We start from the raw sequence: 23130 nt of genomic DNA on the forward strand, positions 1-23130 counted from the left end.
TCTGACGAAAGCGCAGTGGAGGGTGGGCGTGAGAGGCCCCGCGGTGCTGGCTGGCGGGGGCGATCGGCATGGTGATTACCCTGGCGAGGTGAGATATCGGCGGGTGGGTGCCAGCGTCGTGCTGGTTCTCCTCCTCGGACTCATCGGGTCCCTGGCCGGCCCTGGCTGGAACCCGCAGCCCCTCGAGGAGACGCTGGTCTCGCACACCGAGGACACCACCATCGGCTCGGACGTACCGACCGACCCGGTGGGCACGTACGACGTACGCTCCCAGGTGGTGGACGTCGCGATCACGGACGAGGTCACCGTCGAGGCCACGATCACCGAGCCGGTGGGCGCTCCCGACCCACGTCCCGGCATGGTGTTCATGCACGGGGCGGGCACCGCCACGCACGAGAACTTCGCCGATACGACGGAGCAACTCGCCAGCGCCGGCATCGTGACGATGGTTCCGGACAAACGCGCGGACAACTACACCACCCGGGACCGGGACTACGTGGCGATGGCGGAGGACTACCTCGCATCGGTCGACGCGCTCCGTTCGTGGCCGGGCGTCGATCCGGCACGGGTGGGCGTGTACGGCGAGAGCGAAGGTGCGATGTCCGCGCCGGTCGCCGCCGTACTGGATCCCCAGGTCGCGTTCGTCGTGCTCGTCTCCGCCCCGGTGCTGCCGATCCGCGAGCAGGGCGCGTTCGCGGCGGACAACTACCTGCGTGACGTGGGCGTACCTGGCCGGCTGCTGCGGGCGATCCCGCGCCTGGTGGGCGGTTCGATCCCCGGCGGAGGATTCGACTACTTCGACTTCGACGTCCGCCCGTACCACCGCCAGCTCACCCAGCCGGTGCTCATGGTGTACGGGGCTGCGGACAGCTCCATGCCGATCGTCCAGGGCGCGCAGGCGTTGATGGAGGACATGGAGGCGGGCGGCGACCCGAACTACACGATCCGGTACTACGAGGACGGCAACCACGGGATCCGGGACGACGACGGCACTCTGGTGCCGGCCTTCCCCCGGGACGTGGCACGGTGGACGCTCGGCCTACCGCAAACGGCGTCGGCGCCGCCGACCATCGCCGGCGCACAACCGGTGCAGAGCTTTCGCGCGGACCCGGTCGACCGGCCGCGGTGGTACGCCACCGGGGACATGATCGTCGTCGTCCTGCTCTCCGGCGCAGGTCTGCTGGTGGCCGGCAGCGTGGTCGGTGTCGCGGTGATCGTCTCGCGGTTGCGCGCACTCGTGCGCAGCCAGGAACGCGACGGCGGTAGCGCACGCATGGCACGCCTGGCGGCAGGGCTGGGTATGGCCACACTCGCGACCTGGATCATGTTCGCCTCCTACCTCATGGGCGTGGCCTCACTCGCGCTCAACTACGAACAGGACGCGTTCCTCGTTCAGGGGGGTTGGATCGTCGTCCAGGCCACCGGGGTGCTCGCCGCCGTCATGGTGGTGCTCACGGTCTCCGCGTTGCACCGGGCACCGAAGGCCGCCTCGATCCGGGAACGGCTCGGCAAGGGGGCCGCCTGGACGGTGCTGGCCGGCAGCGTCGTCCTGCTGCTCTCGGCCGCGTACTGGGGCGTGTACCCGACCGTGCTGTGACGGCCGCACGATGCGCCGCGACGGGTGATCGCGCGGGCATGGCACGCTATGGGGTGGTGAACGATGGGCAGAAGGAGCGGACGTTGACGCAGTGGGGTGTGGCCAGCGATGCCGGTGGCCGGCGGAGCGTCAACGAGGACGCCGCGTTCGCCCAGGATCCTGTGTTCGTCGTCGCCGACGGCATGGGAGGGCACGCCCGCGGCGAGATGGCGAGCCAGACCGTGGTCGACGCGTTCCGGGCACTCGCCGGTGCGGAGCGGCCGGTCACCGCCGAGCGGGTGGTCGAGGCGGTCCGCGAGGCGGAGGACAACATCCGCCGGACGATGCTCGAGGAGACCGTCGCCGGCTGGGTGGAGACCGACGGGCGTGATCCGGTCGCCGGAACCACCGCGGCGGGCGCTGTGCTCACCGAGCAGGACGGCGAGCTCTACTGGCTGGTGCTCAACGTCGGGGACTCGCGCGTGTACCGGTTCTCCGCCGGCCGCCTGCAACAGGTCACGGTCGACCACTCGTTGGTCCAGGAGATGATCGACGCCGGGACGATCGACCCCGCCGAGGCACGCGTCCATCCGCGCCGGAACGTCATCACCCGCGCGATCGGCACCGGTCCCGACAGCGAGGTGGACTTCTGGATGCTGCGCGTCCAGGCCGGCGAGCGCCTGCTGATCTGCACCGACGGGCTGACCGGCGAGCTCTCGGACGACGCCATCGCCGCCGTCCTGGCCACCGTGGGAGACGCCGGAGACGCGGCCTCGACGCTGGTGCGCCACGCGGTGACCGGTGGCGCGAGCGACAACGTGACCGCCGTGGTCGTCGACGCCCCCGACGACGTCGGCGACGAGGACACGACCGCACGAACGCCGGGTGCGGCGGAGGAGGATGAGGACGACGTGAGCATGACGCTTCCCGGTGAAGGGAGCCGGGCGTGATCGTGCACGAGTACCGCACCGGCAACTGGATCGGCCTGGTCACCACCGATTCGGTGGCCCTGCTGCACCCGGACCTCGGGTTGGCCGCGGCACGCGATCTGTGGCGCCTGGCCAGCGGCGGATCACGATTGGCCACCTGGGTCGAGCACCTCGCCGAGCGAGGGATCCGGACGTTGCCGGCGTTCGCCATGGTCGAGGCGCGCCCCGACGGCATCGGCGTGCTGGTGCGCGGTGATCTGACCGTCGAGTGCGGTGACGAGCGGCTGACCGGTGCGGGCTACGCGACCTGGCGCGAGGCCGTCCTCAGCGGTGACAGGTTCGCCATCACAGCCGGGGAGTCCCCGCAGCCGTCGGGTGCCGCCGAGGCCGGGGGACCGGACGAGCTGTGGCTGCCCCTGGGAGCCGGCGTCGCGCTGGTGTCCGCACTGCGTTCGGCCACCGAGACGGGCACGGCCGATCTCCGGGCCGGCCTGAAAGTGGCGGAGCCATCCGGCACCGGCGAGAGGGACGAGGACGATCTCGAGCTCACCCTGATGCAGGCGCCCGCGTTGGCGGCCGCCATCGGCGGGGGGAGCGGAGGTGCGGAGCCTTCGGCGGCTCCCGAGCGACCGGACGGCGCCGACGCGCTCGAGGTGACGCGTGCCCCGGACGAGGAGCCGGCACCGGTACCCGCCGACGAACAGCCGGACGTGGACCACGCGCCTGGCGAGGGCTCCGATGACGCGGCGCAGCCCGGCCGGGAGACTGCCGTCGCCGAGCAAACGGAGCCGCCCGCGGGCCCCGTGCTCGGATCCGAGCCGGACACCTTCCCGCTACCCCAGGGGCCGGTCGGCGAGAACCCGGCGCCTGAGGATGCGACGGCGGAGGAGGACGACCACACGATCCTCGCCCCCGGCGGCCCGGGCACTGGTGGTTCAGCCGGCCCGGCCGGTAACGCCACCACCCCCGGGACCAACGGCGCGGGCTCGCCGGCAGCAGAGCCGGAGACGGGCATCATCTCCGAGGTGCCGTGGGCACGGCGAGAGGACGCTGCGGAGCCTGCCGCACCCAACACCCAGGTGCCCGCCGCCCCCGGCAGTGTGCCCACGGAGGGATCGGCCACGCCGGTTCCCGGCAGCGCTCCGACCGGCCAGACGCCCCTACCCGCCTGGGACGACGGCGACCACGACGGTGAGACGGTGCTGCCGGGCGAGCTCGCGGCACTCCGGGACCAGGCGGCGGGGCAGGAACATCCCGCCGGGACGGGCGGGGCCGAGCCACCGGCTACCGACGCGGGCGCACCCGGTCTTACGACGGGCCGGCTCGAGCTGCTCATGTCGAACGGGGAACGGGTGGTGATGAGCCAGCCGCTCCTGCTCGGCCGCGCACCCGAGTCTGCCCGGTTCCACGGGAACGAGGTGCCCCGCCTGGTCACGGTCACCAATCCGGAGCGAGACATCTCGGCCACGCACGTCGAGGTCCGGCCGGCCGGGGACCATGCCGTCGTCACGGACATGAACTCGACCAACGGCACCATCGTGTTCCTGCCCGGGCGCCCCGCGTTCCGGCTGCACCCGGGATCCGGGGTTCCGGTGCCCCCGGGCGGGGTCATCGAGATCGGCACCGGTGTCACGGTGACCGTGATGGCTGCAAGCGAGGGCGGTTCGTGAGTCCGCGTCGGGCTCCGGCCCAGCATCCGGAACTGCCCGGATACACCTTCGAGAAGCTGTTGGGATCCGGCGGATTCTCCGACGTGTACCTGTATCAGCAGCGGTTGCCGCGCCGGAAGGTCGCCGTCAAGGTGCTCACCAAGGAGGCGACCGAGGGACAGCCGCGGGAGCAGTTCATCGACGAGGCCAATCTCATGGCCGCGCTCTCCGGGCACTCCTCGATCGTCGACCTGTACCACGCCGGCGAGGCGGCGGACGGGCGTCCGTACCTGGTCATGCAGTACTGCCCGCTGCCCAACCTCGCCGAGCGCATCAAGGTCCGGCCGCTCGGTGTGGCTGAGACGATCGGGATCGGCGTGCGCGTGGCTGCTGCCCTCGAGACGGCGCACCGGGCCGGCATCGTGCACCGTGACATCAAGCCCGCGAACCTCCTCACCAACGAGTACGGCCGCCCGGCGCTGACCGACTTCGGCATCGCCGGACTGACGTCCACCACGCTCGAGGAGACGGCGGGGCTGTCCATCCCGTGGGCGCCGCCCGAGTCGGTCGAAGGTGGCGTGCCGTCCGGGGTGTCCGGCGACGTGTACAGCCTCGGGGCGACGCTCTACACCCTCCTGGCCGGCCGGTCGCCGTTCTCCCGGCCCGGAGGCCCGAACACCCGCCTCGACCTCACGATGCGGATCCGGCGGGATCCCGTGCCGCCCATCGGGCGCGAGGACGTCCCGGTCTCGCTGCAGCGGGTGCTCGAGCGTGCCATGGCCAAGGACCCCGCTCAGCGGCACCCCAGCGCCGTGGACCTGGGACACGCGCTGCAGGCGGTCGAGCAGGAGATGCGCCTGCCGCTGACGGACCTGGAGCTGCCGGACACCTCCTGGCTCGGCGGGCCTGACCACGGCGATCAGTCCGGCGGCGATGGGCACGATCGGCCGGCCGATCAGCGGACTGTCGTGCGCCAGGTGGTCGAGGTCGACCCGCACCGCCGCGCGTCGCCGTCGCCGTCGTCGCCGGCACCGGCAGCGCACGGCGGTGCACCGGTCGAGGCCACCCGGGTGCGGGCAGCGACGGTGACACCGGACCCCGGCGGCGGACCTGCCAGGTCAGCCGGTCAGTACCCCGGCTCCGGGTACCCCGTGCCGGGGCAGGCCGGCGCGGGCGTGCCGGGGAACGGCTACGTCGCTGACCCCGGTGGACAGCCGGGCTACGGCTCTGCGCAGACGGGTCCGGACGAGTCCACCGGAAGCCGGCGCAACGTCGTCCTCACGGTCGTGGTCTCCGTCGCCGCCGTCGCGGTGGCTGCGGGAATCGTCCTCGGCGCGGGCCGCCTGATGGGTGATCCCGGAGACGACCCCGGCCCGACGGCGGGGCCGACCATCACGGTGCCGGACACGGTCCCGAGTCCGGTGGACCTGGAGGGCGAGCGCCAGCGGAACGAGGTGACCTTCACCTGGTCCGTGCCCGACGACGTGCCGGGCGACGGTGAAGTCTCGTTCACGTGGCAACGCACCGACCCCGGGGCACCGACGGACGTCATCCCTGCCGACGAAGCCCGCGCCGTGATCGAGGACGCCCCGGACGAGGTCTGCGTGTCGGTGAAGATCCGGCTCGAGAACGGCCGGACCTCCACCGACCCCGCGACGGCCTGCGCGTAGCGAGACGACCGAGGAGTACCGAACATATGGGCATGCAGCTGGAGTTCTGCGGCGAGTGGTTCACCATCGCGGCGGACGAGCCGTTCGTCATCGGACGTGAGGGCCCGCTGGAGATCGACGACAACCCCTACCTGCATCGTCGCTTCCTCGAGATCTCCTCCCACGCGGACTTGTGGTGGATGGAGAACGTCGGTTCCCGGCTTTCAGCGACCATCGCTGACCCCGAGGGCAACACCCAGGCGTGGCTCGCCCCCGGGGCGCGCCTGCCGCTCGTCTACGCCCGCACCAGTGTGCTGTTCACCGCCGGACCGACCACCTATGAGCTCACCGTCGTCAACGACGATCCGACGTTCCTGCCGACGCGTCCCGAGGAGGAGGTGGAGGTCGGCGAGACCACCATCGGCCCGGTGACCTTCACCGAGTCGCAGCTCCAGCTAGTCCTCGCCCTCGCCGAGCCGGTGCTCTCGGGCCGCGGCTCGACGACGTCGATCCCCACCTCCCAGCAGGCCGCTGAGCGACTCGGCTGGACCATCACCCGGTTCAACCGCAAGCTCGACAACGTGTGCGACAAGCTGCACCGGCACGGTGTGCGCGGCCTGCGCGGCGAAGCGGGAAAGCTCGCCGTCAACCGCCGGGCACGGTTGGTCGAGCACGCCGTCGCATCCCGGCTCGTCACCGCAGATCACCTCCCGCTGCTGGAAAAGGCACCGAGCCTCGCGGAGGACTGAGGGCCGGCAGTCAGGGCTCGGCCCCACAGCTCTGCTCCGACTCGGCGCGGTGGGGAGTTCTCCCCGACGGATGAATCGGACGCCTTATGGGGTATTCCGGTCCTGTCAGGTAGCATCGCTGCGGTCCTCGTGGCCAGGACTGAGGCAGCTTCTTGGGGGGAACGTTCCGTGCGTCGACTGAGAACGCGCGAGAAGGCAGCACAGCCGCGTGCGACCGGCCGTGCCGCCGAACGGCGTCGACGCAACCGCCGCAGACTCATCGGCGGCGGGGTGCTCGGGATCCTCACCGGCGGCGTCATCGCCGCCAGTCTCCTCTACGACGGCACCGCGACGGCCGACGTCGAACTGCACGACGGAGGCGTCTGGGTCAGTAACGGCTCGGAGACGCGGGTGGGCCGGGTCAACTACCCGGTCCAGCAGCTCGACGGGTCGGTGACCTCGACCAGTCAAGAGATCGACGTCCTCCAGCATGGTTCGCAGGTCCTCTCCGTCGATTCCGGCGCCAACCTCCTCAACGTCGTCGACCCCGCCACGGTCAGCATGACCGACGGGGCGGTCACGCTTCCCTCGCAGCACGACGTCGAGATGGGGGGCGGGGTGGTCGCCGTCCTCGACGTCGCATCCGGCCAGGTGCGTACGGCGCCGTTCAGCGGGCTCGGTCTGCTCGCCTCCGAGGACGCCGAGCCGCAGGCCTCGCTCGGAGGCGACGCGGCGGTGGCGGTCGGGCGGGACGGCACCACCTACGGCGTCTCCACCGACGACGGCACCGTCACCACCATCCCCAAGGGCACCGAACAGCGCCAGGCCGAGGCGGCGCAGGCGGCCGAGGACGGAGAGGACGGCGAGCAGGTCGAGCCCGTCGAGCTGGAGACGGCCGACCTGGGCCTCGCCCCGCGGCTGTTCGAGGAGGCGGAGACCCAGGTCAGCGTCGTGGGCTCGACGCCGGTGGTGCTCGTGCGAACAGCCGAGGACGAGCTCTGGCTCGCACGCCCCGACGCCGAGCCGGTCAATCTGACCGGGCTCGAACTCGACGTCTCCGAGGTACGGCTGCAGGAGGTCAGCGCCGAGCAGGACGACGTCATCCTCACCACCCGCGACGCCCTCGTCCATGTCCCGCTCGACGGGGACGACCCATCCGTGGTCCGGGCCCCGGCAGCCGGCAGCCCCGCGACCCCCCTCGTGGTGAGCGGCTGCGTGCACGCCGCGTGGGCGGGCTCGGAGAGCACCTACCTCCAGCAGTGCGGGGACGGGGCCCCCACCGAGGCCGCCATCCCGGACACGGTCGACGACTCGGAGCTCGAGTTCCGGACCAATCACGGCCTGGTGGTCCTCAACGACACCCTCACCGGGACCGTCTACCTGGTGAACGAGGCGATGACGATCGTCGAGAACTGGGACGACGTCACCCCGCCCGAGTCCACCAAGGAGGAAGAGGAGGAGTCCCAGCAGGACATCACCGACCAGTTGCCGCTGGACCGCGAGGCGGAGAACCGCGACCCGATCGCGGAGGACGACACCTTCGGCGTGCGGCCCGGCTCGACGACCGTGCTCGAGGTCCTCGCGAACGACTCCGACCCGGACGGCGACCTGCTCACGATCGACTCGGTCGACGGGTTCCCCGAGTCCGTGGGCGAGGTGCGCACGGTCATGGGCGGCCGGGCACTCCAGGTCTCGGTGCCCGAGGACGCCAGCGGTGGCGGCAGCTTCAGCTACACGGTCGATGACGGGCGCGAAGGCTCGGACGACGCCACCGTCTCGCTGTCGGTGGTCCCGGAGTCCCAGAACAGCCCACCCGAGCAGGTGCGGGACACCCGGATGACCATCGCGTCGGGGGCGACCGGCTCGGTCAACATCCTGCAGGACATGCAGGACCCCGACGGCGACGAGCTCGTGGTGCTCGGCGCCGAGGGCCCCGAGGACGACACGGTCCGGTATACCCCGGACGGGTCGATCGAGTTCGTCGACTCCGGCGTGGAGGCGGGGGCCAAGCAGATCGAGGTCACCGTCTCCGACGGGCGCGAATCGACCACAGCCGTGGTCGACGTCGACGTGCGCAGCGAGGGCGACCTCCCCCCGATCCCGGTCTACGACTACGTCAAGGCCTCGACCGGCGAGGAGGTGGTCGTCGAGCCCCTGGAGAACGACACCGACCCGTCGGGGGAGCCGCTCCGTCTCGCGGACGTGCGTGCGGAGAACGGGGACGGCACGATCACACCCGACTACGACGCCGGGACCTTCCGCTTCAGTGCCGAGCGCGCCGGCTCGTACTATCTGACCTACGCCGTCGTCAACGACACCGGCAAGGACGCCAGCGGCCTGATCCGGGTCGAGGTGACCGACCCGGAGGACGGACCGCCGGTGGCGGTGCAGGACACCGCGCTGTTGCCCAACGGCGGCAACGTCCTCGTGGACGTCCTCGCCAACGACGAGGATCCCTCGGGGCGGTTGCTCGCGGTCCAGCAGGTCGACGTGCCCCCGGAGTCCGGGCTCGTCGTCTCGGTGCTCGAGCACCGCATCCTCAAGATCAGCTCCCAGCAGGCCCTCTCGACGCCGGTACGCCTGACATACACCGTCTCCAACGGTGAGCAGAGCGCCGACGGCCAGGTGGTCGTCATGCCGGTGGCGAGCGACTCCGCCTCCCAGCCGCCGGTGGCCGAGAACGACACCGCGACCGTCCGCGCCGGGGACTTCGTCACCATCCCGGTGCTCCAGAACGACTCCCACCCCGCGGGCCTGGAGTTCGAGCTCGACCACGAACTCGTCGACGAGCCCGATGCCGGGCTGTTCTTCGTCTCCGGTGACACCCTGCGCTACCGCGCACCCGAGCAGCCGCAACAGGTCGAGGTCGTGTACCGGATCGTCGACGAGGCCGGCAACGAGGCCTCGGCCCGGGTGACCGTCCACGTGCAGGCGAACACGGAGAACAACTCCGCCCCGCAGCCAGAACCGGTGGACACGCGCGCCTTCAGCGGCGAACGCATCCGCGTGCAGGTCCCGCTGTTCGGCATCGACCCGGACGGCGACTCGGTCCAGCTGCTCGGCACCGGCGACGCCCCGGAGCTCGGACGCATCGTCGAGGTCGGGCCGGGCTACTTCGACTACGAGGCATACGGGGACCAGCACGGGACCGACGAGTTCACCTACATCGTCCGCGACCGGCTCGGACTCGTCGCCGAGGCCCCGGTGCGGATCGGCGTCGTCCCGCCACCGGAGCGCAACCGGTCACCGGAGGCGCAGGACGACGAGGTGATCGCGCGACCCGGACGCGAGGTGACCGTCGACGTCCTCGCCAACGACACCGACCCGGACGGCGACCCGCTGTACCTGCCGACCGGCGACCTCGGCGAGCCGTTCGACCCGGTCGAGGGCGTCGACATCAGCGCGGAGGACGGGGTGCTCAAGATCGTCACCCCGCAGGAGGAGACGAGCTTCACCGTCGCGTACCACGTCACCGACGGCCGCGGCGGGCAGGACACCGGCCTGGTGGAGGTGACCGTCTCCGAGGACGCGCCGTTGCAGGCCCCGATCGCGCGCGACGATCTCGTCCCGGCCGCCGACATCATCGATCACGACACCGTGACGGTCCCGGTGCTGGACAACGACGAGGACCCGGACGGCACCACGGACCAGCTACGGGTGTCCGTGCCGGACGCGCCCGACGGCGTCTCGGTGGTCAACAACCAGGTCCGCGCCCCGGTCGAGGCCGAACGACGCGTCCTGACCTACCAGATCGAGGACCAGGACGGGAACGTCGCCTACGCGTTCATCGACATCCCGGGAGTCGAGGACACCGGCCCGGTCCTGCGCACCGACGCCCCGCCGGTCGAGGTGCGCACCGGCGAGCGGGTCGAACTGGCTCTCGAGGACTACGTGGTCAGCCCCAGCGGCGGCGACGTGCGCCTTACGGACTCCTCCGGGGTCACCGCCACGAACTCCAACGGCGACGCGCCGGTGGTGGACGCGACCACGCTGCAGTTCACCTCGGCGGCCGGCTACTCCGGCCCGGCCGCGCTGACGTTCGAGGTCACCGACGGTGAGTCCGCCGAGGAGGGCCTCAGCTCGGTGCTGACGCTGCCGATCACGGTGCTGCCGGACGGCGACAACACCCCGCCCACCTTCGAGGGCGGCAGTGTGGAGGTCGCTCCGGGCGAGGAGCCGGTGGTGCTGAACCTGCGGAATCTGGTGCAGGACCCGGACACCGCCGACTTCAACCAGCTCGCCTACGAGGTCACCGACATCCCCGACGGGCTGGACGTCGAGCTCGACGGGCCGTACCTCTCGGTCTCCGCCGCCACCGACACCCCGGCCGATACCGAGCACGACATCGGGATCACGGTCGCCGACCCGGTCAACGACCCGGTGCCCGGCACCGTCGTCGCCAGCGTCGTTCCCTCGAACCGCCCGCTGCCCGGCGTGCAGGACCGTGACCTCGGCACGCTCGAACAGGGTGAGTCGGTCACTGTCCCCGTCCTGGACGGCGCCTACAACCCGTTCCCCGGCGAACCGATGGAGGTCGTCTCGGCGCAGACCGAGACGGGCACCGTCGACGCGACCACGGACGGTGACTCGGTGACCGTCACGCCCGGTGAGGACTTCGTCGGCCGCGGCGTCGTCGCGTTCACCGTCATGGACGCCACCGGCGACGCCCGCCGCCAGGTCGAGGGCCGGCTCACGATGAACGTCATCGGCGTCCCGGAGCGGCCCACCCCGCCGCGCGTCGAGGAGGTCGGTGACCGGGAGGTCGTCCTGAACTGGACCGCTCCGGGGAACAACGGCGCGCCGATCACGGGCTACACCGTCGAGGCGTCCGACGGATCGACGACCCAGTGCCCGACGACGACATGCACGATCGGCGGCCTGACGAACAACGTCGAGTACACCTTCACCGTGACCGCCACCAACTCGGTCGGCGACTCCGAACCCTCGGGGTCGTCCGCCACCGCGCGGCCCGACGTCAAGCCCGAGGCGCCGCAACCGCCGACTCTGACGTTCGGAGACCAGCAGCTCGAGATCGAGTGGAACCAGCCGCACTCGGACGGCTCCCCGGTGGAGTCCTACGACCTGATGATCTCGCCCTCGGCCGGTGGTGGTCAGGTCAACGTCTCCGGTACGAGCTACACCTGGACCGGGCTGGAGAACGGGCAGGAGTACCGGGTGCAGGTCCGTGCGCGGAACCAGGCGCCGGATCCCTCGGACTGGTCCGGATGGTCCCAGGGTGAGGTCCCGGCCGGGCCGCCGGCCAGGCCCGCCGCGCCGCAGGTCCAGCGGGTGGACGACCCGGTCGCCGAACAGATCACCGGCTCGTGGCAGCCGCCGAACAACAACGGGGACGCCATCTCGGAGTACCGCGTGACGATCCAGCGGGACGGAGCACGGTTCAAGCAGTTCACGACGTCGGACACCTCCTTCCAGGAGGACGCGCCCGCCGGTTCGGACTACACGGTGTCCGTGGCGGCCCGGAACAAGGCCGGCTGGGGCGAGACGTCCTCGCAGTCGCAGTCCGTCCGCTCGTTCGCCCGGCCGTCGCAACCGGGCCAACCGACGGCCACCGCGACCGGGGACTCCGGTGAGGTCCAGCTCGAGTTCCGCAACTCGCAGCCGAACGGTGACACGATCCGCGGCTACCAGGTCTCGATCAACGGTGGCGGGTGGCAGTCGCTCCGCTCGGACCGGACCGTCCAGGGCCTGAGCAACGGCAGCCAGTACACCTTCCGGGTGCGTGCCATGAACAGCTACGCGTCCCCGCCGTCCCAGGCCTCCGGTGCGGCGGTTCCGTACGGCGACATGGGCAGTGCGAGCCTGAACGCGAGCCGCACCCAGGACCGCGAGGTGACGTTCTCCTGGTCGCTTCCGGATGGGAACGGCCGGGACGTCGAGAGTCAGCAGATCCGCTACCGGACCAACGGTGGCAGCTGGAGCGGATGGTCCAACATCAACCGCCAGGGGAGCTCGACCCAGGGTGGGGAGTACAGCACCACCTACGAGGCCGAGGTCCGCGTGGTCCGCGAGGACGGGCAGCAACGGACGGCCCAGGCCAGCGAACGCACCGTCAACCCGCCGCCACCGCCCGATCCGTCGGTCACGCTCGTGCGGGACCGCGACGGCTACCACCCGCCCGGTGACCCGGACGGCACGTGCACGCACTCCTCGTGCGCCTACATCGACTTCAGGTACAGCGATCTCCCGGCCGGGAACTACCGGATCGAGATCCACGCGAGCCAGACCACGGAGGGCAACCCCTGGCGGACGTACAACGCGCACCTGAGCGGTGACGGCCGATGGAACAGCACCGCGTACCGCGGTAACCCGGGTGAGCGGGTCACCGTCCGGATCTCCGGTCCGGCGAGCGCGTCCGACACCGTGACCTGGTGAGCCCTGACCGACCGCCCATCACCCGAGGAACGAGGCAGCAATCCAGATGACTACCCCGACCGCCCAGACCACCGAGGTCATGACCCAGGAGCAGGCCTCCTGGTTCGCCGACACCTTCACCCGGATCGTCGGCAACGTCTCCGCCGCCGTCCTCGGCAAGGAGAACGTGGTGCGGCTGGTCGTCACCACGTTGCTCTCGGGTGGGCACCTGTTGCTGGAGGACTACCCGGGCACCGGTAAGACCCAGCTCGCCCGGGCGCTCGGCCAGACGTTGCAGGCCACCTCGAGCCGCATCCAGTTCACCCCGGACCTGCTGCCCTCGGACGTCACGGGCGTGTCGATCTTCGATCCGAAGGCCCAGACGTTCGAGTTCCACGAGGGCCCGGTCTTCGCCAACGTCGTCCTCGCCGACGAGATCAACCGCGCCTCGCCCAAGACGCAGTCCGCCCTGCTCGAGGTCATGGAGGAGGGCCGGGTCACGGTCGACGGCGTGACCCACCAGGTGGCCAAGCCGTTCATCGTGCTCGCGACGCAGAACCCGATCGAGCAGGCCGGCACCTACAAGCTGCCGGAGGCGCAGCTCGACCGGTTCCTCATGAAGACCTCCGTCGGGTACCCGGACCAGGCCGCGACCGTAGAGATCCTGCACGGTTCGGCCCAGCGGGACCGGGCGGGAGCGCTGCAGCCGGTCATCACCGGCCAGGCCGTCTCGGACATGGTCCGTCTCGCCGACGGCGTCCACGTGGACCCCTCTGTGCTCGAGTACGTCTCGACCATCGTCGCCGAGACCCGGCGCGCCCCTGGCGTCGTCCTCGGTGTCTCGGTGCGCGGTGCCCTCTCTCTCGTGCGGGCCACCAAGACGTGGGCGGCCGCGCACGGACGCAACTACGTCATCCCGGACGACGTCCAGGAGCTCGCCGAGCCCGTGCTGGCGCACCGGCTCGTGCTGGAGGCCGAGGCCGAGTTCGAGGGCGCCACCGCGCCCGACGCGCTGGCGACGGTGCTCTCCGACGTGCCGCCGCCGACCATGCGAGCCGCCGGCGCATGACGCAGGAGACCACCGGCAGGGAGACGACGGGGCGGATCAGCTCGACCTCGCGCACCAGTTTCACCCAGCGCCTGTCCACGATCCCGGGCGCGCAGGAGGCGTTGGAACGCACCCGCGTGCCGCGGCAGCTCATCAGCGGGGCGTTGCGCTGGGTCGCCGTCGTCGGCTGGGTGGTGCTGTTCACCGGCGCGCTGTGCTGGTACGCCGGGCGGCGGCTCGGGTGGCTGGAGCTGGCCGTGGCCGGCGTCGCGCTCGTGGCCGTGTTCGTGGCCGCTCTGGTGTTCACCCTCGGACGCCAGCCCTACGCCGTCGACCTGCGGCTGTCCGACCGGCGCGTCGCGGTCGGGGACCGGGCGATGGCCGGCATCGTGGTCCGGAACACCTCCCACCACCGCGTGATGCCCGCCCGGATCGAGATGCCGGTCGGGGCCGCGGAGGTCACCTTCGCGCTGCCGGCACTCTCCGGTGGCGCCGAACACGAGGAGCTCTTCGCCATCCCGACCTCCCGCCGGGCTGTCATCGACGTCGGACCGGTGCGGTCGGTCCGCGGCGACCCGCTCGGCCTGGTCCGCCGCGCGATGACCTGGACCGAGGTGGAAGAGCTGTTCGTCCACCCGCGCACCGTCCGCCTCGCCTCATCCGCGGCCGGATTCCTGCACGACCTCGAGGGGCAGACCACCCGGGACATCACCCCCTCCGACCTCGCCTTCCACGCGCTGCGGGAGTACATCCCGGGGGACGACCGGCGACACATCCACTGGCGCTCGACCGCCCGCACCGGCACCCTCATGGTCCGCCAGTTCGAGGAGACCCGCCGCTCGCACATCGTCGTCGCCCTCAGCCGCAACCGCGCCGACTACTACGACGACGAGGAGCTGGAGACCGCGATCTCCGCGGCGGGGTCCCTCGGTCTGCAGGCGTTCGCGGAAGAGAAGGACCTCACCGTCCTGACCAGTCATGAGCGGCTCACGGCGCTGTCCCGGCGGCAACTGCTGGACGAGCTCACCCGGCTCGAGCCCGGAGCCGGTACGCAGAGCGTGATCTCGATGGCGCAGACGGTCAGCAGCGAGATCGAGCACGCCTCCCTGGCCATCCTCGTCTGCGGATCGGCCGTCACCGCGCACGACCTGCGCGCCGCCGGAGCCGTGCTGCCCATCGGGGTCCGCGCGCTGGCCATCCGCGCCGACGGCGACGCCACGCCCGGGGTCTCGACCGTCGGCGTCGTCACCGTCGTGACCGTCCCGACGCTGGACGATCTGCCCCACTCGCTACGGAAGGCGATGCGGTGACAGAGACGTCCTCGTCCGAGCGGACCGGCGGGCTGACCGACCTCATCGCGCGACGCTGGGTCGACATCGCCGTCGTCACCCTCCTCGTGGTGGTGGCGCACACCCCGCTCCTTCCCGTCTTCGGCACGATCCGGCTGCCGATCGCGGTCGTCGCCGCCGCGTTGCTCGGGACCGTCGTCGCGACGGTCGGTGCCGCCCGGCGGTGGGGACCCATCCCGGTCCTCGCGGCGCTGCTCACCGGGTTCGTCGCGTTCTCGGCCCTGGGTGCACCCACCACCGCCCTGGCCGGAGCCGTCCCCACACCCGAGACGCTCGGCGCCGTCGGCCGCGGGGTGGTCACGTCATGGAAGGACATCGTCACGATCCTTCCGCCGCTGGGTGCCGGCCGGAACATGCTCACCGCCCCGTATCTCATCGCGCTGGTGGCCTCGTGCGTCGCGGTGACGTTGGCGCTGCGGACGCGGTGGCCCGCCCTCGCGCTGATCCCGCCGCTCCTGGTGCTGGCCGGCTCGATCCTCATGGGCACCGCCGACGTCTCGACGTCGATCCCGCTCGGTCTCGGCATGACCGGCGTCGGCCTGGTCTGGGGGAGCTGGCGGAGCGGCCGGTTGCACACCAACCGGTGGCCCGGCGTCGCGGTCCTCGTCGTGGTCGGTCTGGTCGCGGGCACCGGTGCCGGCGTCCTGGCGCCGCCGCAGGGCCGCCTCGTGCTGCGCGAGCACGTCGACCCGCCGCCCGACCTGCACGACTATCCCAGCCCGCTCGCCGGTTTCCGCCAGTACGTCAAAGATCACCGAGAGGACACGATCCTGACGGTCGACGGGCTTCCGGACGGTGCCCTCGTGCGGCTGGCGACGCTGGACGAGTACGACGGCACCGCCTGGATGGCGGCCGATCCCGAGACGGGTACGGGGCAGTACCAGCGCATCGGCGACCGGATCGAGCCCACGCTGCCGGAGGACGGACTCCATACCGTGCGGCTCACGGTCGGCGACTACGCCAACGTGTGGGTCCCGATGGTCGGCAAGCCCTACGACCTGGACTTCACCGGGCAGCGCGCCGACGAGCTCGCCCGCGGGCTGTACGTCAACCGGGCGACCGAGACCGGCCTGAGCACGCCGGGGTTGCGTGGGGGCGACCGCTACGAGCTCCTCGCCGGTGTGCCGCAGATCCCGAACGACACCGCGCTCGAGGGCGCGCCACTGGCGGACGTGAGCCAACCCGAGGTGGCCTTTCCCGACGTCGTCGCGACCACGGGCCAGCGGATGGCCGGGGACGCGTCGACACCGATCGGACGCATCCGCGCCGTCGAGCAGGCACTGCAGCAGGGGTACTTCTCGCACGGGCTCGAGGGGGAGACGCCCTCGCTCGCCGGGCACGGCGCCGCGCGGCTCGACTCGCTGCTCGGCGGCGACGACCCGATGGTGGGCGATGAGGAGCAGTACGCCGCAGCGATGGGCCTGATCCTGAGGTCCCTGTCGATCCCGGCGCGGGTGGTCATGGGGTTCGAGGCGCCGCAACAGCGTGGCGACGGTCCGGTTGAGCTGACCGGGGACGAGGTCAGCGCGTGGGTCGAGGTCCCGTTCGAGGGGCACGGCTGGGTGCCGTTCTACCCGACGCCGGACGAGGACCGCATCTGGCAGGACGAGGAGACCGTCCCGGAGTCGATCCCGCAGCCGCAGGTGCTCCAGCCGCCGCCACCGGCGCAGGAGCCGCCGGACGCCCCGCCCTCGGACCGGCAGGACGTCGACATCGACGACGACGACGTCCGCGAGGACGATCCGCTCTCGTTGGCGGCGTGGATCGCGATCGGAGCCGGCGGACTGCTGCTTGTGCTGCTCCTCCCGCTGCTCATGATCGTCCTCCTCAAGGTCCGGCGGCGCCGACGCCGACGGTTCAGCGGGGCGCCGGCCGCGCGGCTCGCGGGTGGCTGGGACGAGGTCCTCGACGTCGGCACCGATCTCGGTGTGACGGTCTCCCCGACGGCGACCCGGCGCCAGGCCGCCGGTCAGCTCGTCGCCGGTCTTGCTGCTCCAGCCACCGGGCGACGCCGGCAGCCGCCACCGGTGGACATCGCGCCGGCCCGGACCCAGGATCTGGCATCGTCGGCCGACGCCGGCACCTTCGGCCCCGGCGCGCCCGACGAGTCCGCCGCAGCGAGGTTCTGGGACGACGTCGAGACCTCCCTGGGCAGTCTGCGTACCGCCGTCGGGCGCCGGCGATGGTGGCGAGCACGTGTCTCCACCCGCTCCCTGGGCCGCTCCCGCCGCGGTGACCGGCGGAGCGCACGGCGGCGAGGCCGCGGCTGACCGGGAGCCATGGGCCCGGCGACGTGGGGAGTTGTCCCCATGCGTGGTGGGCGACAGGCGAGTGCCACGACCGGTAGGAAAGAGATGCGGGGCCGCCGCCACAACCGAGGAGGGGAAGGGTGCCGTTCGTTCCTCCGGTCGCACGGCCGTACCTGTCCACGGCAGCTGTGGCGGACCCGCTCGGGCCGAACGACACGCTCGCACCGCTACGGCGGGAGGCGCTGGACGTGCTCGGCCGCGCATACGCCGCCCCGTCCCGGCTGATCGCCGGGGGAGCGGCTTGGCTGCTGGGAGTCGGGGCGGTCGTACTGGGGGCGACCGCCCTGTCCCAGTGGCGTGCCGGCGGCGATCCGGCGGTCGTCACCGGACTCGCAGGGGGAGCCGTGGTGACGGCCGCGGCCGCCGTCGCGCTCGGCGTCGTCGTGGTCCGGGCGGGAAGCCTCCTCTCCCGCGCGATCGCCGCGTGGTTGGCGACACCGACCCGGGCGGGGACGACGGACGACCGGCCCGGGGTATCCCGGGCGCGGCTGCTGGGTCTCGCGGGCCTGGCTGTGGTCGCCGGTTGCCTCGGGCTCGCGGCTGTGCTGGCGTGGGGACCAGAGGGGGCGCCGACGGAGGCGGTGTCCGGCTCCGCAGGGGCCGGCACGTCGGTCACCGGCGCCGCGGGCTGGTCCGGCGAGCGGCTCGGTGTCCCGCTGCTGGTGTTGCTGGGCGCACTGACCGGCGCGGCGGCGTTGTGCCTGCTGTCAGGTGCGAATCGCATCCGCACCGCGGCCTGGGAGCCCGCGACCAACGATTTCGGACTCCTCGATGGCGACGCGAGCGCCGGAAACGGGCAGACTGCGGTCATGCTCTTGGTGCCGTCGCCTGCTCGGGACTACCTGGATCCGGCCGAATACCGGCGCGACTGGACGACCTACGGATCGATGACGATCCGGCGGCAGTCCGCGCTGCGGACGCTGCTGCCCGCCTACACCGACCTCGCAAGGCTCGCGCTCGGTGCGCTGTGCTGGGTGCTGTGCCTCGCCGGCGCGGTGGTGCTGCGCGCCGGGTTCGGGGCGGAATCGTCACTGGACATGACGGCGGTGACCGCGTTCATGGTCGCGGCCGTCCTGCTCGCCCTCGGGATCGGCGGCGGTGTGGTCGTGCTGCGTGCTGGCGCCCGCTTGGTGCGAGGGGCGGCGTTGTGGGCACTCATGCCCCAGCTCGTCGACGCGACCGGACAGCGCCGGGCGCCGGACAGCGGCGTGCCGGCCGAGCAACGCGGCGGCGGTGAGCCCGTCGGCTCGCTCACGCCGCGGCTGCTCGCGGCGCTCGTCGCCGCCGGTGCGGGGGTGTACTGGGCGGTCGGCCTCGTCGGGGACCTTGTCGAGGCCACTGCGGCGTACGCGTCGAGCACCGAGTACGGGGCCGTGCTCGCATCCGTCATCGGGACGGCGGCGTGCGGGACGGCTGCCGTGGCGTCCGCACGTGGGTGGCAGCGGGTCCGCAGTGCGTTGACGGGCCACCCGAGCAACAAGCAGGTCACTGACCTGCTGCGGGAGGTCAACGGCTCGGGCCACGGGCGGTCCGGGGCTGCGGACCGGCCGGCCGACGGAGATCCGGCCGGGACCTGGCACGACGCGCAGCAGTGGCAGAGCGCGCACGCGTGGCGAGGCGAACCGACCGTTCAGGGCGAGCAGAGCTTCCAAGGCGAGCAGGCCTGGCAGGGTGACCAGGCCTGGCAGGGCGACCAGAGCTGGCACGGTGACCAGAGCTGGCACGGTGACCAGCCCTGGCACGGTGACCAGGCCTGGCAGGGTGACCAGAGCTGGCACGGTTCCCCGCCGTGGGACGGCGGACCGGCCCGGCAACCGCACGCTGCGCAATCCGGGCCGTGGCCGGCAGAGCCGGCGCAGGCCGCGGGACAGGACCATCCCGGGTACGACCATGCCGGGTACGACCAGCTCGGCTACGCGCACGCCGGCTTCGATCAGGGCGGCGATGCGCACGCCGACCACGTGCAGGCGGCCGGGGCGGCGCCGCTGCCGCACCGCTCCGAGGTGCCGCAGGTCCGCGTCGACGGGCATCTACTCGCCCCCGGCACCACGCTCATCGGACGCTCACCGGCGCCCAGGGCCGGTGAGCGGGTCGATCACACCCTCGCGCTCGAGGACCGCACGTTGTCCAAGACGCATCTCACCGTGCACCTGGATGCCCACGGCGCTCAGGTCATCGACCGGTCCTCGACCAACGGCACAGTGTTGGTCACCGGGTCGGGGGAGCGGCGCCTGGTGCCGTGGCAGGCGACCGTCGCGCCACCGGGCGCACGCGTGCGCGCAGGTGCCACCGAGCTCACGGTCTCGGCGCACCCGCCCGAGCCGGCAGCCGGCGCCGAACCGGACGCCGAGGACCTCGACTCGACCGTGATGCGCCCGCGCCCGCATGAGGCGGAACGTGACGACGCGGACCACGCGCGCTAGAGTCCTGACCGTGCGTCACCAGCTTCTCCTTCGGTGCCGCGGCGAGGCCAGATAGCAGCCGGCCCCTCGTCGCGGCGGTCGTCGTGCCCGGCTCACCAGCTGACGAGGGAGAGAATCACATGACCACGCAAACGCGCTTCTCTGTGGCGAGCGCCCAGCGACCGTCCGGGATGCCCGTCGAGAAGTACCGTCCCTTCGAGGTGACCAATCCGGTGCAGCTGCCGGACCGGACGTGGCCCGACCGGCGCACCACCCACGCCCCGCGATGGCTGTCCACGGACCTGCGGGACGGGAACCAGGCACTCATCGAGCCGATGAACGCCGGCCGCAAGCGCCGGATGTTCGACCTCTTGGTCCGGATGGGCTACAAGGAGATCGAGATCGGCTTCCCGGCCGCCTCGCAGACCGACTTCGACTTCGTGCGGTCCCTCATCGAGGAGGAGGCGATCCCTGAGGACGTCACGGTCTCCGTCCTCACCCAGGCCCGGCCCGAGCTGATCCACCGCACCGTCGAGTCCCTCGTGGGGGCTGCACGGGCGAATGTGCACCTGTACAACGCGACGGCGCCGGTCTTCCGGGACGTCGTGTTCCACAACGATCGAGAGGCCACCCGCGAACTGGCCGTGGCCGGCACCCGGGAGGTGATGGCGCACGCCGAGAAAGTGCTCGGCGACGAGATGGTCTTCGGCTACCAGTACAGCCCGGAGATCTTCGTCGACACCGAGCTCGAGTACGCCCTGGAGGTGTGCTCGGCCGTCATGGACGTCTGGGAGCCTGAGGCGGACCGGGAGATCATCCTCAACCTGCCCGCCACCGTCGAGCGCGCCACCCCGAACGTCTACGCGGACCAGATCGAATGGATGGATCGCCATCTCCCGCGCCGCGAGCACGTCGCGCTGTCCCTGCACCCCCACAATGACCGGGGCACCGGAGTGGCGGCTGCCGAGCTCGGCCTGCTCGCCGGCGCCGACCGCATCGAAGGGTGCCTGTTCGGTCAGGGCGAGCGCACCGGGAACGTCGACCTCGTGACCCTGGGGATGAACCTGTTCAGCCAGGGCGTCGACCCGATGATCGACTTCTCCGACATCGACGAGATCCGCCGCACCGTCGAGCAATGCACCCAGATGGACGTCCACCCCCGGCACCCGTACGGCGGCGACCTCGTCTACACCTCGTTCTCCGGCTCGCACCAGGACGCCATCAAGAAGGGGTTCGCGCACCGGGCGGAGAAGGTCGCCGCGGCCGGCGGCGACGAACGCGCCGTCGTCTGGGACCTGCCGTACCTGCCGATCGACCCCAAGGACGTCGGTCGCACCTACGAGGCCGTGGTCCGCGTCAACTCGCAGTCCGGCAAGGGCGGTGTCTCCTACCTGCTCTCCTCGACCCGGCACCTGGACCTGCCCCGGCGCCTGCAGATCGAGCTCTCGGGCATCGTGCAGAAGTACACCGACGCCTACGGTGGGGAGATCGACGCCGAGAAGCTCTGGTCGATCTTCGCCGACGAGTACCTGCCGCACACCGAGGCGATGGGACTGGAGCCGTGGGGCCGTTTCACCCTGGAGGGCACCACGCTCACCTCGGCCGGCGAGGGTGAGGAGGCGGCCCTGACCGTCACCCTCGTCGACGGCGGCGAGTCCAAGGTGATCGCGTCCTCGGGCAATGGACCCATCGACGCCTTCGTCAACGCACTGCGGCAGGCCGGGGTCGACGTCGGCGTCCTGGACTACGCGGAGCACGCCCTCTCCGGCGGCGAGGACGCCACGGCGGCCTCGTACGTCGAGTGCGAGGTCGACGGGCAGGTGCTGTGGGGGGTCGGCATCGACCCGTCCACGGTGACGGCGTCGTTCAAGGCGATCGTCTCCGCGGTCAACCGCGCCCGGCGCTGACAGGCCGGCTCCCCGATCCGGTATGGGCCAGGAGGGCGGCGGGCTGGTGATCCGCGACTGGACCCTGCCCTCCTGGTGGGCCGCCCGGACTTCGCCGGACGAGGTGTTCGCACAGGGCCGCCTGCCGCTGTTCGAGGATCCGTGGGGCGTGCTGGCGCCGCCGGGCGGCGCGGTGACGGTCGCCGTGTGCACGGCACCGGTTCCTACCGGCAGGCCGGATCGACATCCGCCCACCCTGCTGTTGGAGCGGCGCCGGCTGCGAGGCTCGGTGTCCGAGGCGCGACGGCGCATCGCCGAGCCGCCCCCGGCGGCGTCGGGTGGCACCGGCGGCGTGGACCACCGTCCGGTGCCCACCCGGTACGGAACCGCGCCCCTGCTGCTCAGCCGGCCCTGGGGGGTGCGCACCGGACCGGACGTGCGCGGCGTCGCCGTCCTGATACCGCCGGACTCGGCCGACGCCGTCGTCCTCACCGTTACCTGGGACGACGAGCACGGCATGGACACCCTGGTGGACCTGGTGCGGCACACCCTCGACCAGCTCACGTTGGTCGTCGAGAGCGAGCAGGCCGAACCGACCACGAGGGCGCACCGGCTCGCCTCCGGCGATGCCGCCTTCCCGCCCGCCCGGTGGGTCGGCGTACGCAACGCCGGCGCCGCGGGCGCGGCGGGACGGTGGGTGACGGGTGCGGCGCACCGGATCGTCGGGCGGTCCGGGTATGGCCGCGCGTGCGGGTGGGTCTGGGCCTTGCTCGCCGCGCTCGTCGTCGCCGTCTGGGCACTGGCGGGGACGTCGGCCGGAGCCGTCGTGACCGGTGCCGTGGTGGCCACGGCATGTGTCCTGCCCGTGCTGCTGGCGTGGCGTGCGTGGACCTGGCTCTACGGCCTGGTGAGCGACCCGCAGGACTGGACGAGCCGCGTGCCGCCGGATCAGGCGCGACCGGTCGGCATCTGGTTTTACCTCGCGACCGCGGGGCTCCTGGGCATCGCCATGTTCGGCTCGCTGGTCTCGGGAAGCCACGTACGCGGCGGCTGGATGCTCACGGCGTGGGTCGCCGCGCACGCGGTGCTGCTCCTGCTCGACCATCTGCGGATCTGGGCGGCCCACCTCCGGCGTCGACGGCTTGCCCGGCTCGTGCGCGGGTGAGCGGCGACGACCGGGGTCCATGGCGCGTCAGGTCACCGCATCGCGCCGCAGGACTGGGATGATGGACC

12 protein-coding genes are annotated in these 23130 nt (G+C 71.9%); all 12 read left to right on the forward strand.

Annotated elements, in window-relative coordinates:
* Window positions 1-88: 88 nt before the first annotated feature.
* The 12 genes from ACFSE6_RS16830 (at window position 89) to ACFSE6_RS16885 (ending at window position 23062) form a co-directional block, all read left to right on the forward strand.
* Window positions 89-1597 (forward strand): alpha/beta hydrolase family protein, encoded by a 1509-nt coding sequence (locus tag ACFSE6_RS16830; protein WP_388009954.1) that lies wholly within the window; start codon window positions 89-91, stop codon window positions 1595-1597.
* Between the two features lie 56 nt (window positions 1598-1653).
* Window positions 1654-2526 carry a PP2C family protein-serine/threonine phosphatase gene (locus ACFSE6_RS16835; RefSeq protein ID WP_388009957.1) on the forward strand — a complete coding sequence of 291 codons (873 nt, stop codon included), beginning with the start codon at window positions 1654-1656 and terminating at the stop codon, window positions 2524-2526.
* Window positions 2523-4175 carry a hypothetical protein gene (locus ACFSE6_RS16840; protein WP_388009960.1) on the forward strand — a complete coding sequence of 551 codons (1653 nt, stop codon included), beginning with the start codon at window positions 2523-2525 and terminating at the stop codon, window positions 4173-4175. Before ACFSE6_RS16835 ends, ACFSE6_RS16840 begins: the two co-directional genes overlap by 4 nt.
* The gene (locus tag ACFSE6_RS16845; protein ID WP_388009963.1) at window positions 4172-5824 is read left to right on the forward strand and encodes a serine/threonine-protein kinase; all 1653 of its coding nucleotides are present in this window, start codon (window positions 4172-4174) and stop codon (window positions 5822-5824) included. Before ACFSE6_RS16840 ends, ACFSE6_RS16845 begins: the two co-directional genes overlap by 4 nt.
* Before the next feature lie 26 nt (window positions 5825-5850).
* Window positions 5851-6552: a hypothetical protein gene (locus tag ACFSE6_RS16850; protein ID WP_465254180.1), complete on the forward strand. Its 702-nt coding sequence runs from the start codon at window positions 5851-5853 to the stop codon at window positions 6550-6552.
* A gap of 168 nt (window positions 6553-6720) precedes the next feature.
* Window positions 6721-12924 carry an Ig-like domain-containing protein gene (locus ACFSE6_RS16855; RefSeq protein WP_388009966.1) on the forward strand — a complete coding sequence of 2068 codons (6204 nt, stop codon included), beginning with the start codon at window positions 6721-6723 and terminating at the stop codon, window positions 12922-12924.
* Window positions 12925-12970: 46 nt separating this feature from the next.
* Complete coding sequence (locus ACFSE6_RS16860) at window positions 12971-13972, forward strand: AAA family ATPase (protein ID WP_388009969.1); 1002 nt, start codon at window positions 12971-12973, stop codon at window positions 13970-13972.
* The gene (locus tag ACFSE6_RS16865) at window positions 13969-15261 is read left to right on the forward strand and encodes a DUF58 domain-containing protein (RefSeq protein WP_388009972.1); all 1293 of its coding nucleotides are present in this window, start codon (window positions 13969-13971) and stop codon (window positions 15259-15261) included. The genes ACFSE6_RS16860 and ACFSE6_RS16865 overlap by 4 nt, the downstream gene beginning before the upstream one ends.
* A complete protein-coding gene (locus ACFSE6_RS16870; protein WP_388009975.1) occupies window positions 15258-17570 on the forward strand; it encodes a transglutaminase-like domain-containing protein in 2313 nt (770 codons plus the stop codon). The genes ACFSE6_RS16865 and ACFSE6_RS16870 overlap by 4 nt, the downstream gene beginning before the upstream one ends.
* A 119-nt stretch (window positions 17571-17689) precedes the next feature.
* Window positions 17690-20032 carry an FHA domain-containing protein gene (locus ACFSE6_RS16875; protein ID WP_388009978.1) on the forward strand — a complete coding sequence of 781 codons (2343 nt, stop codon included), beginning with the start codon at window positions 17690-17692 and terminating at the stop codon, window positions 20030-20032.
* Window positions 20033-20151: 119 nt separating this feature from the next.
* Window positions 20152-21918, forward strand: a complete 1767-nt coding sequence (leuA, locus tag ACFSE6_RS16880) for a 2-isopropylmalate synthase (RefSeq protein WP_388009981.1) — start codon at window positions 20152-20154, stop codon at window positions 21916-21918.
* A 22-nt stretch (window positions 21919-21940) separates the two neighbouring features.
* Window positions 21941-23062: a hypothetical protein gene (locus tag ACFSE6_RS16885; RefSeq protein WP_388009984.1), complete on the forward strand. Its 1122-nt coding sequence runs from the start codon at window positions 21941-21943 to the stop codon at window positions 23060-23062.
* The last annotated feature ends 68 nt before the right edge of the window (window positions 23063-23130 follow it).

The organism is Georgenia deserti (assembly GCF_042680605.1).
In the GTDB taxonomy this organism is placed as follows: Bacteria; Actinomycetota; Actinomycetes; order Actinomycetales; family Actinomycetaceae; genus Allobogoriella; species Allobogoriella deserti.

Bases quoted from the DNA above. Each gene is read 5' to 3' on its own strand.
- ACFSE6_RS16865 (WP_388009972.1), top strand. From the start codon at position 13,969: ATGACGCAGGAGACCACCGGCAGGGAGACGACGGGGCGGATCAGCTCG.
- ACFSE6_RS16860 (WP_388009969.1), top strand. From the start codon at position 12,971: ATGACTACCCCGACCGCCCAGACCACCGAGGTCATGACCCAGGAGCAG.
- leuA (WP_388009981.1), top strand. From the start codon at position 20,152: ATGACCACGCAAACGCGCTTCTCTGTGGCGAGCGCCCAGCGACCGTCC.
- ACFSE6_RS16885 (WP_388009984.1), top strand. From the start codon at position 21,941: ATGGGCCAGGAGGGCGGCGGGCTGGTGATCCGCGACTGGACCCTGCCC.
- ACFSE6_RS16850 (WP_465254180.1), top strand. From the start codon at position 5,851: ATGGGCATGCAGCTGGAGTTCTGCGGCGAGTGGTTCACCATCGCGGCG.